This is a genomic window from Barnesiella sp. WM24 (assembly GCF_004570975.1).
Taxonomy (GTDB): Bacteria; Bacteroidota; Bacteroidia; order Bacteroidales; family Muribaculaceae; genus Muribaculum.
In genome coordinates, this window is the sequence record NZ_SPPC01000004.1 from 292,643 (window position 1) to 307,635 (window position 14,993).

The window sequence follows — 14,993 nt, forward strand, 5'->3', positions numbered from 1 at the left end:
TGTGCTCATATACCGTGATTTTTCACTAAATTTGCAGTGTAATTCTTTATTTGATATTCCGATGGGTATATTCAGTTTCTTTTCCAAAGAGAAAAAAGAGACTCTTGACAAAGGGTTGGAGCGCACCAAGCAGGGTGTGTTCTCTAAATTGGCGCGCGCCGTAGCCGGCAAGTCAAAGATTGACGACGAGATACTTGACAATCTTGAAGAGGTGTTTATCACTTCCGACGTAGGAGTAGAGACTACTCTCAAAATCATCGACCGGATTGAAAAGCGAGTGGCAAGGGACAAGTATGTCAACTCATCGGAGCTAAACAATCTGCTCTGCGAGGAAATTACCGAACTCCTTGCGGAAAATAATGAAGAGTCATCACTTGAAGACTTCACTGTGCCTGAGGGTCACAAGCCCCATGTAATCATGGTGGTCGGTGTCAACGGCGTAGGCAAGACCACGACAATCGGCAAGCTTGCCCACCAGTTTAAGAAAGCCGGCAATAAAGTGATGCTCGGTGCAGCCGACACTTTCCGTGCCGCTGCCGTCGAGCAGCTTGACGTGTGGGGCGAGCGTGCAGGAGTGCCCGTAATCAAGCAGAAGCTTGGCGCCGACCCTGCATCGGTGGCATTTGACACCCTCCAGTCGGCAAAGGCAAATGACATAGATGTTGTAATCATCGACACAGCGGGACGCCTCCACAACAAGAAGGGGCTAATGGACGAGCTGACCAAGATAAAGAATGTGATGCAGAAGGTTGTGCCCGACGCTCCTCACGAAGTATTGCTCGTACTTGACGGCTCTACGGGACAAAACGCCTTTGAGCAGGCACGCCAGTTTGTAGCCGCCACCAAGGTCAACGAGCTTGCCATAACCAAGCTTGACGGCACCGCCAAAGGCGGAGTTGTGATAGGCATCAGCGACCAGTTCCGCATTCCGGTAAAATATATCGGGCTCGGCGAAGGCATCGATGACCTTCAGGTGTTTCATAAAAAAGAATTTGTACAGTCACTCTTCGGCGACAATAAATAATCATTATCCGCTATGGCACGAAAAAAAGTCGATGTCATAACTCTGGGCTGCTCAAAAAACCTTGTAGACAGCGAGCGCCTGTTGAGCATGTTTTCAAGAAACGGGTTTGATGCCTGCCACGAGCCTGAACACTCGCGCGGCGACATCACGGTAATCAATACCTGCGGGTTTATCGGCGATGCCAAAGAGGAGTCAATCGACATGATACTCCGCTACATAGACGCCAAAAGCCGCGGGGAGATAAAGTCATTGTATGTGATGGGATGCCTGTCACAGCGCTACCTTGACGAACTGAAGGCTGAGATGCCCGAAGTAGACGGATGGTACGGAAAATTTGACTGGCATGAACTTGTCACTATGCTGTCGCGAGAGAATCCGGCGACATCGGAATATGACCGTGTAATCACCACCCCGCGCCACCATGCCTATATAAAAATAGCAGAAGGATGTAACCGTTTCTGCTCGTTCTGCGCGATACCGCTCATCACCGGACGATTCAAGTCACGCAGTATCGAAGAAATAACTAATGAAGTGACCGAGCTTGTAAAGCGCGGAGTCAAGGAGTTCAACATCATCGCGCAGGACCTGTCAAGCTACGGAACCGACCTCTACGGGTCGCAACGTCTTGCAGAGCTGATTGACCGCATTGCGGAGATACCCGGTGTAGGGTGGATACGCCTTCACTACGCTTATCCGGCACAGTTCCCGATGGATATACTTGACGTGATGGCAAAACACCATAATGTCTGCAAGTATCTTGACATCGCCCTCCAGCATATCAGCGACAACGTGCTCGCCAACATGCGCCGCCACATAACCGGCGCACAGACCCGCGAACTGCTTGCCGAGATAAGACGCCGCGTGCCCGGCATACATATACGCACCACCCTCATGACCGGATTTCCCGGAGAGGGAGAGAAAGAGTTTGAGGAGCTGAAGGCTTTTGTGAAAGAGCAGCGCTTCGAGCGAATGGGCGCATTTGCCTACTGCGAGGAGGAAGACACTTACGGTGCAAAACATTTCGACGATGACATACCCGAAGAGGTAAAACAGCAGCGACTGTCGGAAATAATGGATATTCAGGCCGAGATTGCCACCGAAATAAACGAGTCAAAAATAGGTTCAACCATGCGGGTAATAATAGACCGCGAGGAAGATGAATATTACGTGGGCAGGACAGAATATGACTCTCCGGAGGTCGATCAGGAGGTGCTGATAAAGAAGAGCCGCAAGCTGGACAAGGGCGAGTTTTATGATGTCCGGATTACGGAAGCGCAATACTTCGATCTCATAGCAGAGATATGATGTTTTCTCCCGAAATAGCGGCGGCGGCACGACACTGCCTTGACCGCGGAATAAACTTTGCCGTGTATGCGATGCCTGGAAGCGACAGCGCGACATTTGTCGCTGACGACGGAGAGGCATGGACAGGCGACGAGGATGAGCTAAACGGATTTTTTCTGAATACGTTTCTCAACAAGCTGCCGATGCCTGTGGTGATACGCCCGCAATGGGACTGCCACAGCGTCATAGGGCATGACGGACCGGGCATAACAGCGATAAGCCGCCATACTTCCACTCCGCGTGAAAAATATCTCCACGATATCGCCTGCCTGACCGAAGAGCTGAAACGTGACGGCGGCAAGACTGTAATATCTCGCGTAATCTGTGGCGACGCCGCCGGTATCGACTGGGTAACCGCAGCCGACAGATATTTTGACGCGTACCAGATGACATTCCGGTTTCTGTATCATACACGGCTTACGGGCGCGTGGCTTGGTGCATCGCCTGAAATAATACTGTCTCATGACAGAGGCGACAACACTGTGACAACGATGGCTCTTGCCGGCACTCGAGTGCGCTCTGACAAGCCTTGGGACGCTAAAAACGTGGAAGAGCACAGGTTTGTCACCGAATATATCGAAGCGGTGCTGAGAGCGGCAGGCGCTGTGCCTCACCTGCATGATGCTGAAAATATCGCTTATGGCGACATCGAGCATCTGTGTCACCGCATAACTGCCGGATACGACGGGTCAATACTGCGTCTGCTCAACATGCTCAGCCCTACTCCCGCACTCGCAGGTACGCCGCTTGAGGCTGCATTGCGCCACATTGCGGCTTACGAGAGCCATAGCCGCGACTGCTACGGAGGCTATGTGGGAGTCAGCGACAGCAGCGGACTGCACGCTTATGTAAATCTGAGGAGTGTGAATTTTGACAAGACAGGCTACTGCATATATGCCGGCGGAGGCATAACGGCAGCCTCAACGCCTGCCGACGAATGGGCGGAGACGGAAGCCAAGGTAAGGCGTCTGCAGTCAATAATAAAAGATGCCGGGAGATGAACGCGGAGCCTAAAGGAAAACCCTGGCTGATAATCTGTACAGCCATAGTGATTGTCGCGGCTGTGTCACAGCTCCCGTTGTCACGCATAAGCGGCGGAAAGCTTAACGACTTCAACCTGCTTTCTGACATATTTCCGGAAAATGACACGGCAACAGTAGCGACCGACAACAATCTGCTTGTCGACAAGGAGCTGATCGAGGCAATAAAAGAAGAGACGACAACCACTCCACAACCCGCCGCCCGACAGCGGCATGACGACACCCCACCGGCTACGACTGCGCGCGACACGGTCGATGCAGTGGAAGAAAGACCGCTGCCCGAGGCAATAAGTCCGCGACACAACGGGATTGTCGTAATGGAAGATTACTCACCCGACGGAAACGGGCTCGCCCGTATCAAGGCGGCGCTTGAGGCAAGCGGCGAACGCCTTGCGAGGATCGCTATCGTGGGCGACTCCTATATCGAGGGCGACATATTCACCCAGAATGTCAGGGAACATCTGCAGGACCGATATGGCGGAGGCGGTGTGGGATATGTCAACATGTACTCTGAATTTCCGGGATTCAGGCGCTCCGTCAGGCAGTCGGGAAGCGGCTGGACTACATATAATGCAAGTACTAAAGGACGCCGTGGAGCTTATCTGTCACTCAGCGAGCAATATTCAGTAAAAAGTCAGGATGCAGCTGCCGCCAAAGCGACATATAAAGGAGTCAACAAATATAATAACCTCGGGTCATGGGGAGTGTCGCGATTCTTGTTTGTCAGCCCGCAAAGTTGCTTTATCCGCACAAAAAGCACTGATGACGAATGGGAGATACACGAAATCACCGGTTCGCCCGAAGCTCAATGTATAGAGGTATCGGGCGCCACTCCGGCGTTTTCAGTATCGCTCACTGACCCGAATGTGACAGCTCTCGGGGTGTGGCTCGACGAGCATTGCGGTGTATCGGTCGACTGCATGTCATCACGTGGATTTTCGGGTGTCACGCTGTCAAAAGTCAGCGAGACGCTCAGCAGCGAGATGCGGCGATATGTCGACTACGACCTTATCGTGCTTGAGTTTGGCATAAACGCGATGTCGGCGTCACAGCGCGACTACTCGGCATATTCCAACATAATGGTAAAGGTAATCGGTCACATGCGCCGATGCTATCCCGACGCCGATATACTCCTCATGGGCGTAGGCGACCGCGGACAAAAGACAGGCTCCGAGGTGAGGTCAATGCCCGTCGCCGCAGCAATGGTAGAAGCGCAACGTAATGCGGCAAGAAAGGCCGGATGTGTGTTCTGGGACACGCGCGAGGCTATGGGAGGCGAGGGCGCAATCATAAAATGGGCATCACAGCAGCCTCCGCTCGCCAACAAGGATTACGTGCATCTCTCCCACTCCGGAGGCGCGAGACTTGCCGATGAATTTATTAAATCATTTTTCAATGCTATCGAAAATTAGAACTATAATAATGACCCTGCTGCTGTCAGCGACAACACTTTCCTCGGCAGCCGGCGACACCGATGACAGCGACGTCAGGGAAACCCCGCAGATGGATTTCTCCTACGACGAGGCTGACAGCATACCTTCATTCATTAAGCTTGACAGCAACCATATAATAATGAATGGCGCGGACTGGAGTGACCTCATCCAAAAACTTGCGGCTGCCGACTCCAATACCGTCACAATTGTACATATCGGCGACTCCCACATTCAGGCCGACTTTGCCACAGGCAAGACACGCGCACTTCTACAGTCGCGCTATGGCAGCGCAGGCAGAGGGCTGATCGTACCGCTAAAGATTGCAGGCACCAATGAACCGCGAGACTATGCCATCAAAAGCACATCGAAATGGCAGGCGTCAAAGCTGCTGAAGCCTGACGGGAAAGCGTCAATCGGCTTCACCGGCATAGGCATATCACCGGTAGATGAGAAAGCCGACCTGACCATCGCCACTCTGTCGCGCAGCGGAGATGCAGAACCATTCAGCGCATTGAAGATATATCATCTCGGCAAGCTTATGATTGATTCGGTGAGCTCATCGGATGAAGCCATATCATTTTCGGCGACATATACCGATTCTGTAACCACCCTGCTCCTGCCCTCGCCTGTCACACAGGTAACTATCGGCTTCACCACCACCTGCGCAACTTCCATTTATGGCATAGTGCTCTCCAACGGCAGGCAAGGCGGCATACTTTACCATGCCATAGGCAATAACGGCGCCACATTCCACAGCTACAACATGCTTCCTGATGATATAAACCGCACCGGCGACATCAGCCCCGACCTTATAATCGTGAGCCTTGGCGCCAACGAGGCCTTCAGCCGCATGACCGGCGACGAGATATATCGCAGCATCGACCGATTCATCGCCAATCTGCGCAAGAATCGCCCTGACTGCAACATATTGCTCACGACACCGATGGAATGTCAAAAAAGCGTCCTCATCAGGAGAAAAGGCAAGAAACGCCGCCGCTCCTATAGTGTAAACGAAAAGGTAGCTACTGTACGCGACATAATCCTGAAATATGCCGCCGACCACAATGTGCCCGTCTATGACTGGTATGAGGTGGCAGGCGGAACCGGAGCCTCCGGCTCTTGGGTCAAAGAAGGGCTTATGGCGAAGGACCACATCCATCACTCATATAAAGGCTACAGGCTCCACGGAAGCCTACTCTATGACGCATTAATCAATTCGACAAGATGATACATGCCGCGATAGACATAGAAAACATAGATAAGTGTCTCGATCTTGAAAGGCTAAAGTCGGTGATGCTCTACGACCAGTCAAACCCTCTTCTCTTCAACACCGGACTGTTCATGCTGCTTTTTGTGGCTTTCCTTCTTCTCTATCAGATGCTGAGACGATGGCGCTCGGCAAAGCTTCTTGCCGTCATAGCCTTCTCGCTATATTTCTATTATAAGTCAAGCGCGGAATGTTGCTTTATCCTCCTTGGCGTATGTGTCAGCGACTATATTCTCGGACGGCTGCTCGGCTCGGTCAAAAGCACGATAGCCCGCAAGGCTATCGTGGCGGCAAATGTCATCATGAATGTGGGTATGCTGGTGTATTTCAAATATGTCAATTTGATATTCAGCACTATCGCCAACTTTGCCGATAAGCCGTTTGACGCGTTTGACATAATACTTCCTGCGGGCATATCCTTTTTCACGTTCCGCTCTATAAGCTATATAGTCGACATCTACCGGGGTGACATAAAACCGGCTACAAATTTCCTTCACTACACCTTCTTTCTCACCTTCTTCCCGCCCCTTCTCGCAGGGCCCGTGGTGCGCGCCAAGGACATGCTCGGACAAATCGAGGCAAATCCTGTGGCTACACGCGCGATGACAGGCTCGGGACTGTTTCTCATCATGGCAGGACTCGTCAAGAAAGTAATCGTGGCCGATTATATCAGCGGCAACTTTGTCGACCGCGTGTTTGACAACCCGCTTATGTATTCCGGCTTCGAGAATCTTGTCGCCACCTATGGATTCACCCTGCAGCTTTACTGTGACTTCTCCGGCTACTCCGACATGGCTATAGGCATCGCGCTCCTGCTCGGCTACAGGTTTAAAGACAATTTCAACGCACCGTTCAAGTCACAGAACCCGTCGGAATGGTGGCGCCGGTGGCACATCTCGCTCTCCACGTGGCTCCGCGACTATCTGTACATACCGATGGGAGGCAACCGCTGCTCCAAGACCCGAAACCATGCCAACCTGTTTAACACCATGCTCATAGGTGGACTATGGCACGGCGCGTCATGGATGTATATCATATGGGGCGCGTGGAACGGACTTCTTCTCGTAGCCCACAAGACGGCACGCCGCATTTTCCCCCGCGTGAGCGAGAGCAACCGTGGCAAATGGTGGCGAGTGGCGGCAAATGTATTTCTTACGTTCAATCTGATGGCGTTAGGCATGATGTTTTTCCGCTCCCGCTCGATTGAGAATGTAAGAGACATGCTCTCGCAGATATTCACCAATTTTCACCCGGAGATTGCGCCCCAGTTCATCGAAGGCTATCTGCTCATTGTGGTTATCATGGCGGCAGGCTACATCATGCACTTCATGCCTTCACGCTGGACCGAGAGACTTAAACAGGGCTACACCGCCCTACCCCTTCTTCTGCAGGCAATCATCCTTGCGATAGTGATTCTCGTCATCATCCAGGTGCGCCAAAGCGACATCGTCCCCTTCATCTATCTCCAATACTGACCCTGCCATCCGGAATGGACAATGGTTAGCGACATATTTTTGTTATATTTGTATTATTTTGTCAGGCAGCATGCCGGGTTAGCAGATATCGGGTTATTTATAGCAGAAATATCGTGCATCACCGCGTCACCTTGCCAAGCAGGATTACCGGAATACTAATTTTAATAGCCGTTTATGTCGAAGACAACGCTGAAAAAGCAACTGAATGAACTGACTCGCGAGCAGCTGATTGAAGTGATGCTTGAGCTATATGAGGCGCGCAAGGACGCGAGGGAATATCTGGAATACTATGTAAATCCGGATGAAAAGAAAATGTATGAAAAATATCGGGCAGTTATAATAAAAGAGTTTTTCCCTGCCAAGGGAAGAGCAAAGGGACGCACATCAGTGTGCAAAAAAGCCATCAAGGAGTTCACCACACTCCACCCGAGCCCAAGGCTTATTGCCGACCTGAGGCTGACGCTTGTCGAGACCATCTATCAATATGCAGCCGGCATGAGATCGTGGATAAGAGACTCCCAGGAAGGGACGGCGCTAAGCATGTTTGCCGACACGCTTAAATACCTTTTTGCCAATGGATTGCTTGACGAATACAGCCGCCGGATTGACAATCTCCTCGCCGCGGCGGGAAAGCTGCGCGGACCGCTTCGCACAGAAATCATTGAAATCCATAAGGAGTTTATGGAGTCGATAAAATGACATCGGCAACCCGTCGGAAAAGGCTAAATGTTAAAGGGTTAAGTTAATTTGATAATATTAGCATTAATTTGATAGCCAATTTACTTTTTTTAAGCGTTTTTACACTATAAAATCGCTGAAAGCCGCTTCCACAAACGGTTTTAGATTGTTATAGTAATGAAAACAGTGATATTACCCGCTTTTTCACATCCCTCGTCCTCTTTATCGGGTAGTGATACCGGGCACTGAGGTTCTCATAAATAAATAGTTGAAACGTGAGAGGTGGTGACGGTTTTTAACCGCCACCACCTTTCTATTATATCCTGCAGGCATAAGCTTTCGGCAATGACTAATTTCCACGATTATCCGCTACTAAACGGCATTGACATTAAAATAATGTTAAACAACCGACATTTTGTCAGAAAATATTTTGTCATATCAGAAATAAGCCATACCTTTGTAACGTGTTTTTCATGGTATTAGATTTAAGGTTAACTAAGATTGGTTGTCGGGATGACAATCAATTTTTTTGTATATACCGACCGGCAATATGCGGCAGTGACATTCAATTCATCCGCGGATTCTGAGGATGATATAACCATCCGCGATAATCAGTGCCCATCATCCTTACCTGGCGATGCCAGTAACCGTCCTCCGACCCCGTGAGCAATCCTTCAGCATCCGTGATGTGAGCCACAGCCCACACGCCATTGCGCAGCTCCTCGTCAAGCTGCTTCACGCCCCAGCCGCTATAGCCAAGACAGAAGCGCACATAACCATCCAATGGCATCCCGGAATTGACATAATCGATAATCGCATCAAAATCACCGCCCACACACACGCCCGGCGCAATCTCTATCGAATCAGGTATAATGTCGCCAAGACGATGCACGACATACATACGGTCGCACGACATCGGGCCGCCACAATAAACCGGCACAGCCTCCCTGCGAGTAACAGCACCTACGAGGTCTGACAAGTCATAATTGGTAAGTTTATTTAGAACCACCCCCATAGATGTCTCAGAATGTCCGTAATCAATCAGGCATATCACGGCATGATTGAAATAACACTCCCTGAGAAACGGCTCCGCGACAAGCAAAGCCCCGCGGAACGCCCTCCTTACCGGCATCTTGATATTAAATAAAATGTTTTCAAGTTTTTTCATAGCCACAATTAATTCTCACTCCTCTAAGATACGACTAAAATTCAAAAAACGCAACACTATTATCAAAATTAAATTCCGGCAATGCACCAAAATACACCTTTTCGTAGTCTTTTCGTAGTAATAATATCCATGTACATCGACAGAGATATATAAGTCAAGACAAATCACCACCTGCAGGCAATGAAAAAAAGTCCAGTTCAGCAAAAGCGCAAAACCACTGAATGTGTGACAGTTAAAAATCGAGCATAAAAATTATTCAAAAAAACTTGCAAAAACATTTGGAAGATTCACCAAAACCATATAACTTTGCACTCGCAAACCGATAATAATTGCCTTGTGGTGTAATGGTAGCACGTCGGATTCTGGTTCCGCCTGTGAGGGTTCGAATCCTTCCAAGGCAACACAAAGAAAGGGCTAAGTCACGCAGACTCAGCTCTTTCTTCTTTTTTACCCTGCGCAAAAATGTTAAAAATTGTATATTTGATACTTATTTGATACTTTTCCAAAATTTCAGTCTTTACCACACGCCACAAAAGTATCAACTCAATGGCGCGCAAACAATCTTAGAGTATCGCTTGTTAGAGTTTTTGAGTGCTAAAATTTCATAACGTTTCAACAAGTATGGTTAAAACTGATTGGCTCTCACGATTTATTAACGCTCTAAACCCAACACCTCCCTATGCCACCACCAATGACATTCCGCGATGTTGTACCTGTCTTAGAAAAACTGAGACAGGATATCAAGTATCCTCAGATTGCCAAATCAGATTTGGTCTGCCGAAAGGAAATTGCGGAAAATTTCAAGATGTTGTATTCCATTGACCAAGAATCTGTCGTTATAGAGACCCATGCACTTGGCGAGGTTGGCAGAATACTCGCCAATACCGTTAGGAATCTTTGTGCCGAGATAGTGTGTAGAATTCACACCTACTATGATACATTCCGGGAACTCGATAGAAAGGAACGTTCGAAAAGGGACGATTTTGACGAGTATGAAATAAAGCATCTTTTAAATGAATTTGAACTTCTAAAAATTGATGCACAGCTATATCAAGGTTCATTGATTGCAAGAGGGAAGATGCCGATGCCTCCCGATTGTACAATGAACGATGTCAACCGTGAGCTTTTCGCATATCATCTTGATGAACATAGGGAGCGTTGGCTCAAGCGTAAACGGAAATTTCTTGTAAGTCTTCAGAGAAGCATAGAGTTTGATGATTTTCTCGATGAGGAGTCACCACCGCTCTACAGTCGCCTTCGTGATGTATGCTCCAAATTATTTACTAATGCCGAGCGATACTTTCCTCCTTGCGAAATAAAGCTCCAGAATAAATTAAGGCTGACATTCGAGCAAAAGATGATGCATCGGGGAGGAAGTTTTCTAACACCTCTGGAAGACATAAAGGAACAGACAACTCTCAACATACAGGATAACAAATGCTGGAAGGGAGAATTATTCCCTATGATACTCATCTCTGAATTATATGAAGTGTGTAACGATGTATTCGACAATCCGACAGAAACACAGTTTCATTCATCGCTCAATCTCCACGGCAAGCATGAGCCGATAAGGGTACGTCCCAAGCAAACCATCAAGGCTTGTTATCTCGTATCTAAGCTATATGAGATTGTTCCGGCAAAGCACAAGACAGCATGGCGGGATGAGATTCTCAACCATCTCGGTATTGAATGGAGTTACTACGAAAAGAAGTATTGTCATCCCCGTGGAAGCGATGCCAGCGCATCGAGTCGGGCTTACGCTGACGAGGTGGATGAAATCTTCAAAAAACATAAAAAACGAGCGTGATACTCTGTGTGACTCTGTGCTACCACTCGCGCACCACTTTCGCCACTTGAAATTCCACTTTTGAGACCTTATGATACTACCCGTTAGAGCTTGATACTCTGACGGGTAGTCTTGTTATATCCATAGTCATGCACCACATACACACCACTCATGACCGGCAGTAATTTTGCAGTGTCCGGGAGTTACTCGGATGCGCTCTACAAGAGGGCGGTAAGTACAACTCTAAACAACACTGCGTATGACAAAAGACCAGTTACTCAAACTCCCTCTCTGGCAGTACACCGGAGAACAACTGTTAGAATTGCTTGACTCACGTAATGTCAGGGACAATATTGCCCCCGAAAGCACTGCTTCCACTGCAAACCGATGGCTCGTCTATGGGATTGAAGGACTTTGCGAGCTTCTTCAATGCAGCAAAGCTACCGCACACCGCATCAAGAACAGTGGCGTAATTAAGGATGCCATTACTCAAACAGGCAGAAAAATCATCATCGACGCACAGCTTGCGCTCGAACTCATCCAATCATCAAAGAAGGGAGGTCGCCGATGCAAGATGTGAAGACTGAAATCCTCCGACTTTGGGAGGAGAAGCAGTTGCGAATCACTGATGAGATTCAGACTGCGCCGGAGGTGCTGTATGCCAACGGCAGTGTTATCGGCACTCTCGGCAACTTCTCGGCATCGACCGGCAAAGCAAAGAGCAAAAAGACATTCAATGTCGCCGCCATTGTCGGAGCCTCGCTCGTTAACGGCAAAGTGTTAGGTTACACCGCCGAGTTCCCCGATGACAAGCGTACAATCCTCTACTTCGACACCGAGCAAAGTCCATATCACTGTCAGAAGGTCATGGAGCGCGCTCTGCGACTGGCGAAGCTGCCGACCGACACACATCCGGAGCATCTTAAATTTGCCGCCCTGCGTCAACTTACACCCTCGTTGCGCCTTGAGGTCATCGAACAGGCGATAATCAACACTCCCGGCGTTGGGCTTGTAATCATCGACGGTGTGCGCGACCTGATGTATGACATCAACTGCGCCAAGGAGTCCACCGACCTTATCGGCAAGCTGATGGAATGGACTGACAAATTCCAGATACATATCCACACGGTTCTACATCTCAACAAGAGCGATGACAACGCCCGTGGTCATGTAGGCACAGAACTCAACAACAAGGCTGAGACAGTCCTTCAGGTGAGCCGAAGCAAAACAGATGATACCGTATCGGAGGTATGTGCCGCTATGATACGCGCCGCCGAGTTTGACCCGTTTGCCTTCCGGGTGAATGATTACGGTCTGCCGGAGATTGCCAGCGGATATGTGTTCACCGAACCGGGCAAGAAAGCCAGAGATCCGTATCCCTACAAGGAGCTGACGGAAGAACAGCACCGCGAGGCGTTAGCGGTAGTTTTCGCCAACGGCCCGATAAAAGGTTGCCGCAACTTTGAGGCTGCATTGAAAGCCGGATATGCCACCTGTGGACACTCGTATTCCAACAACAAGGTCAAGGGCTTAAAGACCTTTCTTGACAACAAAGGCATGATTCGCTACGAGAACCGCGAATATATCTACAATCCGGATTTCTACTATTGAAAACCACAATTTTGGTTTCTTTCTCCGTTGCGCTACGAAAGCGCTTCGCGGTTTGGTTTATCAAAGGGCATATATAATAGAACCCGAACCAAGAAGAGCCAGCTCACCCAAACATTTTAGAACTCATGATAAAAGAGATTAAATCAATCCCTTTAGCCTCCTTCTTGTCTCAACTCGGACATGAACCGACGGCGAAAAAAGGAACGAGGCTATGGTATAAGTCGCCATTGCGACAGGAACATACGCCGTCGTTTAAGGTGGAAACCACACTCAATTGCTGGTATGATTTCGGACTTGGCAGAGGTGGCAACATTATAGACTTGGCAACCGAAATGTATCAGTCAACAGACCTGCGTTATCTCATGCGCTGCATTGTCAACAGTTGTCCGGTGCCGTCGGTGCAGACAGTCGCTTCCTCTTATCCCCAGCGGCACTCTGCGCCGAGCATGGAGCGATTTGAGATCGTGCCACTGGAACACCGCGCACTTGTCGCATACCTCCAAGAGCGTGGTATCCCGGCACACATCGCCAAAGCGAAATGCAAGGAGGCACATTACTGTGTCAACGGCAGATTTTATTTTGCCGTGGCATTCGAGAATGTCAGCGGTGGCTGGGAACTGCGCAACCGATATTTCAAAGGTTGCTTGGGACGCAAGGACATCTCATATCTGCCGTGGGCGAGAGATGGCCCGTCAAAAGAGTGTGCCGTTTTCGAGGGGTTTATTGATTATCTCTCTGCGCTCACACTCGGAATCATCAGCGGAACAGATGCAATCATACTCAACTCGGTTGTCAATGTCAACAAGGCTGTGCCATATCTCAAAGGCCACACCGCCATCAACTGCTATCTTGACAACGACACAGCCGGACGAACAGCACTCACCGAGTTGACAGCCATATATGGTTCAACCGTAATTGACCGCTCCATACTATACTCCGAGTTCAACGACTTGAATGAGTATCTTACAAATCAAAGTTCCACCAAAAACACACTTTCCAATGAAAACAAATAAATCCACCGCATCCAAGTCAACCGAGCTGACCGATGCACCCGAATCCAAAGTATCAACCATCAAACCACAAATTATTATGCAACCAGATAACTCCATCAACTCAACTCCCACTATCAACGCTGTAGACAGTGACAACGCTGTCAACAGCACCAATTCTACCAACACAGACAATCTGTTCGACAACGAGCAGACGACAACCGATACTACCGAGCCACCGAAGCAACAGCGTATCGGCAAGCAACAGCGCAAATCGGATTACGCCGATTTCAAGGCTACCTATCTCGCCCCGACAAAACTGATGAAGCGTCACCCGGTCAACATCGAGGACAGCGTATGGGAGAAGCTCGAACGCATCGCTCGTATCCTCGGCGACCGCGACACCAGCGTCGGCAGCTACATCAACGCCGTCCTATTGGAGCATCTCAATCTCTATGCCGACGACATCGAAATATGGCGCAAACTCTGAGATGATAATGTCGGGATACCACTGCACCCGGTACACCGTGGGGCAGCTTCCCCATGAACGTAGTGAATTGGGAAGGCAAGGATATGTTTCGGGATTTCTTTTTCTCCGAAAATGCTTCCCGAAACTGCGCAGCATAAGCCGCTCTTTACTTCCCAATTCACATAAACCACAACAATGTCTACTATGAGTAAACCAACTGTCAGGAAGGGCGGTCGTCCCTCTAAACCGACCGATGAGAAGCGCACCCATGTGGTGACAATCAAACTTAACGATGCAGAATACTCCGACCTTCTGGAACGGTCAAAAGCCGCCGGAGTAAAGATGGCGGAGTATGTCAGACACGGCGCGTTCCGGCTCACGATTGTCAGTCGCCTGAGCGGGATTGAACAGGAAATTGCCAAAGGAATACTAAATCTCAGTTCCGATTTCAATCAGGCAATGACCTGTTTTCATCAGCTCAAACTTCGCAGCGCGGCAAATAAATTAGCCGCTGTCGTCGATAAGATGTTTGACATTCTCAAAAAATTAAGACCCAATAAAGATACCGATTATGTTTGCAAGAATACTTAAAAACGGCACGTTTCACGATGTCGTGGGGTATGTGACGCGCCAGTTCCACAACCCCGAAGAATATACGCCAGACACATGGCGCATCATCGGAAGCGAAAATATTTTCACTACCGCCTAT

14 protein-coding genes and 1 tRNA gene are annotated in these 14,993 nt (G+C 49.2%); 14 read left to right on the top strand and 1 reads right to left on the bottom strand.

Translation table 11 applies throughout. The features are described 5' to 3' along the window. The first annotated feature begins 61 nt into the window (after window positions 1-61). The 7 genes from ftsY (at window position 62) to E4T81_RS06115 (ending at window position 8,282) form a co-directional block, all read left to right on the top strand. Window positions 62-1,024 (top strand): signal recognition particle-docking protein FtsY, encoded by a 963-nt coding sequence (gene ftsY / locus E4T81_RS06085; RefSeq protein ID WP_135042408.1) that lies wholly within the window; start codon window positions 62-64, stop codon window positions 1,022-1,024. A gap of 12 nt (window positions 1,025-1,036) precedes the next feature. Beyond that, complete coding sequence (rimO, locus tag E4T81_RS06090; protein WP_135042410.1) at window positions 1,037-2,329, top strand: 30S ribosomal protein S12 methylthiotransferase RimO; 1,293 nt, start codon at window positions 1,037-1,039, stop codon at window positions 2,327-2,329. Beyond that, the gene (locus E4T81_RS06095; protein ID WP_135042412.1) at window positions 2,326-3,369 is read left to right on the top strand and encodes a chorismate-binding protein; all 1,044 of its coding nucleotides are present in this window, start codon (window positions 2,326-2,328) and stop codon (window positions 3,367-3,369) included. The genes rimO and E4T81_RS06095 overlap by 4 nt, the downstream gene beginning before the upstream one ends. Next, a complete protein-coding gene (locus E4T81_RS06100) occupies window positions 3,366-4,820 on the top strand; it encodes a GDSL-type esterase/lipase family protein (protein ID WP_167761735.1) in 1,455 nt (484 codons plus the stop codon). Before E4T81_RS06095 ends, E4T81_RS06100 begins: the two co-directional genes overlap by 4 nt. After that, window positions 4,804-6,069, top strand: coding sequence for a GDSL-type esterase/lipase family protein (locus E4T81_RS06105; protein WP_167761737.1), 1,266 nt, complete (start codon window positions 4,804-4,806; stop codon window positions 6,067-6,069). The genes E4T81_RS06100 and E4T81_RS06105 overlap by 17 nt, the downstream gene beginning before the upstream one ends. Further along, a complete protein-coding gene (locus E4T81_RS06110; protein ID WP_135042418.1) occupies window positions 6,066-7,583 on the top strand; it encodes an MBOAT family protein in 1,518 nt (505 codons plus the stop codon). The genes E4T81_RS06105 and E4T81_RS06110 overlap by 4 nt, the downstream gene beginning before the upstream one ends. Window positions 7,584-7,757: 174 nt before the next feature. Continuing rightward, window positions 7,758-8,282, top strand: coding sequence for a DUF6155 family protein (locus tag E4T81_RS06115; protein ID WP_135042420.1), 525 nt, complete (start codon window positions 7,758-7,760; stop codon window positions 8,280-8,282). Between the two features lie 544 nt (window positions 8,283-8,826). On the opposite strand, the gene E4T81_RS06120 is transcribed toward E4T81_RS06115, so the two are convergent. Beyond that, window positions 8,827-9,429 carry a YqgE/AlgH family protein gene (locus tag E4T81_RS06120; protein ID WP_135042422.1) on the bottom strand — a complete coding sequence of 201 codons (603 nt, stop codon included), beginning with the start codon at window positions 9,427-9,429 and terminating at the stop codon, window positions 8,827-8,829. A 330-nt stretch (window positions 9,430-9,759) separates the two neighbouring features. Between E4T81_RS06120 and E4T81_RS06125 the strand changes: the two genes are divergently transcribed. The 7 genes from E4T81_RS06125 to E4T81_RS06155 all read left to right on the top strand — a co-directional run bounded on the left by E4T81_RS06125 (window position 9,760) and on the right by E4T81_RS06155 (window position 14,875). Then, window positions 9,760-9,830, top strand: a tRNA-Gln gene (locus tag E4T81_RS06125). 278 nt (window positions 9,831-10,108) lie between these two features. After that, window positions 10,109-11,236 carry a hypothetical protein gene (locus E4T81_RS06130; protein ID WP_209308161.1) on the top strand — a complete coding sequence of 376 codons (1,128 nt, stop codon included), beginning with the start codon at window positions 10,109-10,111 and terminating at the stop codon, window positions 11,234-11,236. A 238-nt stretch (window positions 11,237-11,474) separates the two neighbouring features. Next, window positions 11,475-11,795: a DUF3853 family protein gene (locus E4T81_RS06135; protein WP_135042425.1), complete on the top strand. Its 321-nt coding sequence runs from the start codon at window positions 11,475-11,477 to the stop codon at window positions 11,793-11,795. Next, entirely contained in the window at window positions 11,783-12,826 is a 1,044-nt protein-coding gene (locus E4T81_RS06140) for an AAA family ATPase (protein ID WP_135042427.1), read from the top strand. Before E4T81_RS06135 ends, E4T81_RS06140 begins: the two co-directional genes overlap by 13 nt. A 125-nt stretch (window positions 12,827-12,951) precedes the next feature. Next, window positions 12,952-13,839: a toprim domain-containing protein gene (locus tag E4T81_RS06145; RefSeq protein WP_135042429.1), complete on the top strand. Its 888-nt coding sequence runs from the start codon at window positions 12,952-12,954 to the stop codon at window positions 13,837-13,839. Beyond that, window positions 13,826-14,305 (top strand): DUF3408 domain-containing protein, encoded by a 480-nt coding sequence (locus E4T81_RS06150; RefSeq protein WP_167761741.1) that lies wholly within the window; start codon window positions 13,826-13,828, stop codon window positions 14,303-14,305. Before E4T81_RS06145 ends, E4T81_RS06150 begins: the two co-directional genes overlap by 14 nt. Before the next feature lie 183 nt (window positions 14,306-14,488). Then, complete coding sequence (locus E4T81_RS06155) at window positions 14,489-14,875, top strand: hypothetical protein (protein ID WP_135042433.1); 387 nt, start codon at window positions 14,489-14,491, stop codon at window positions 14,873-14,875. The last annotated feature ends 118 nt before the right edge of the window (window positions 14,876-14,993 follow it).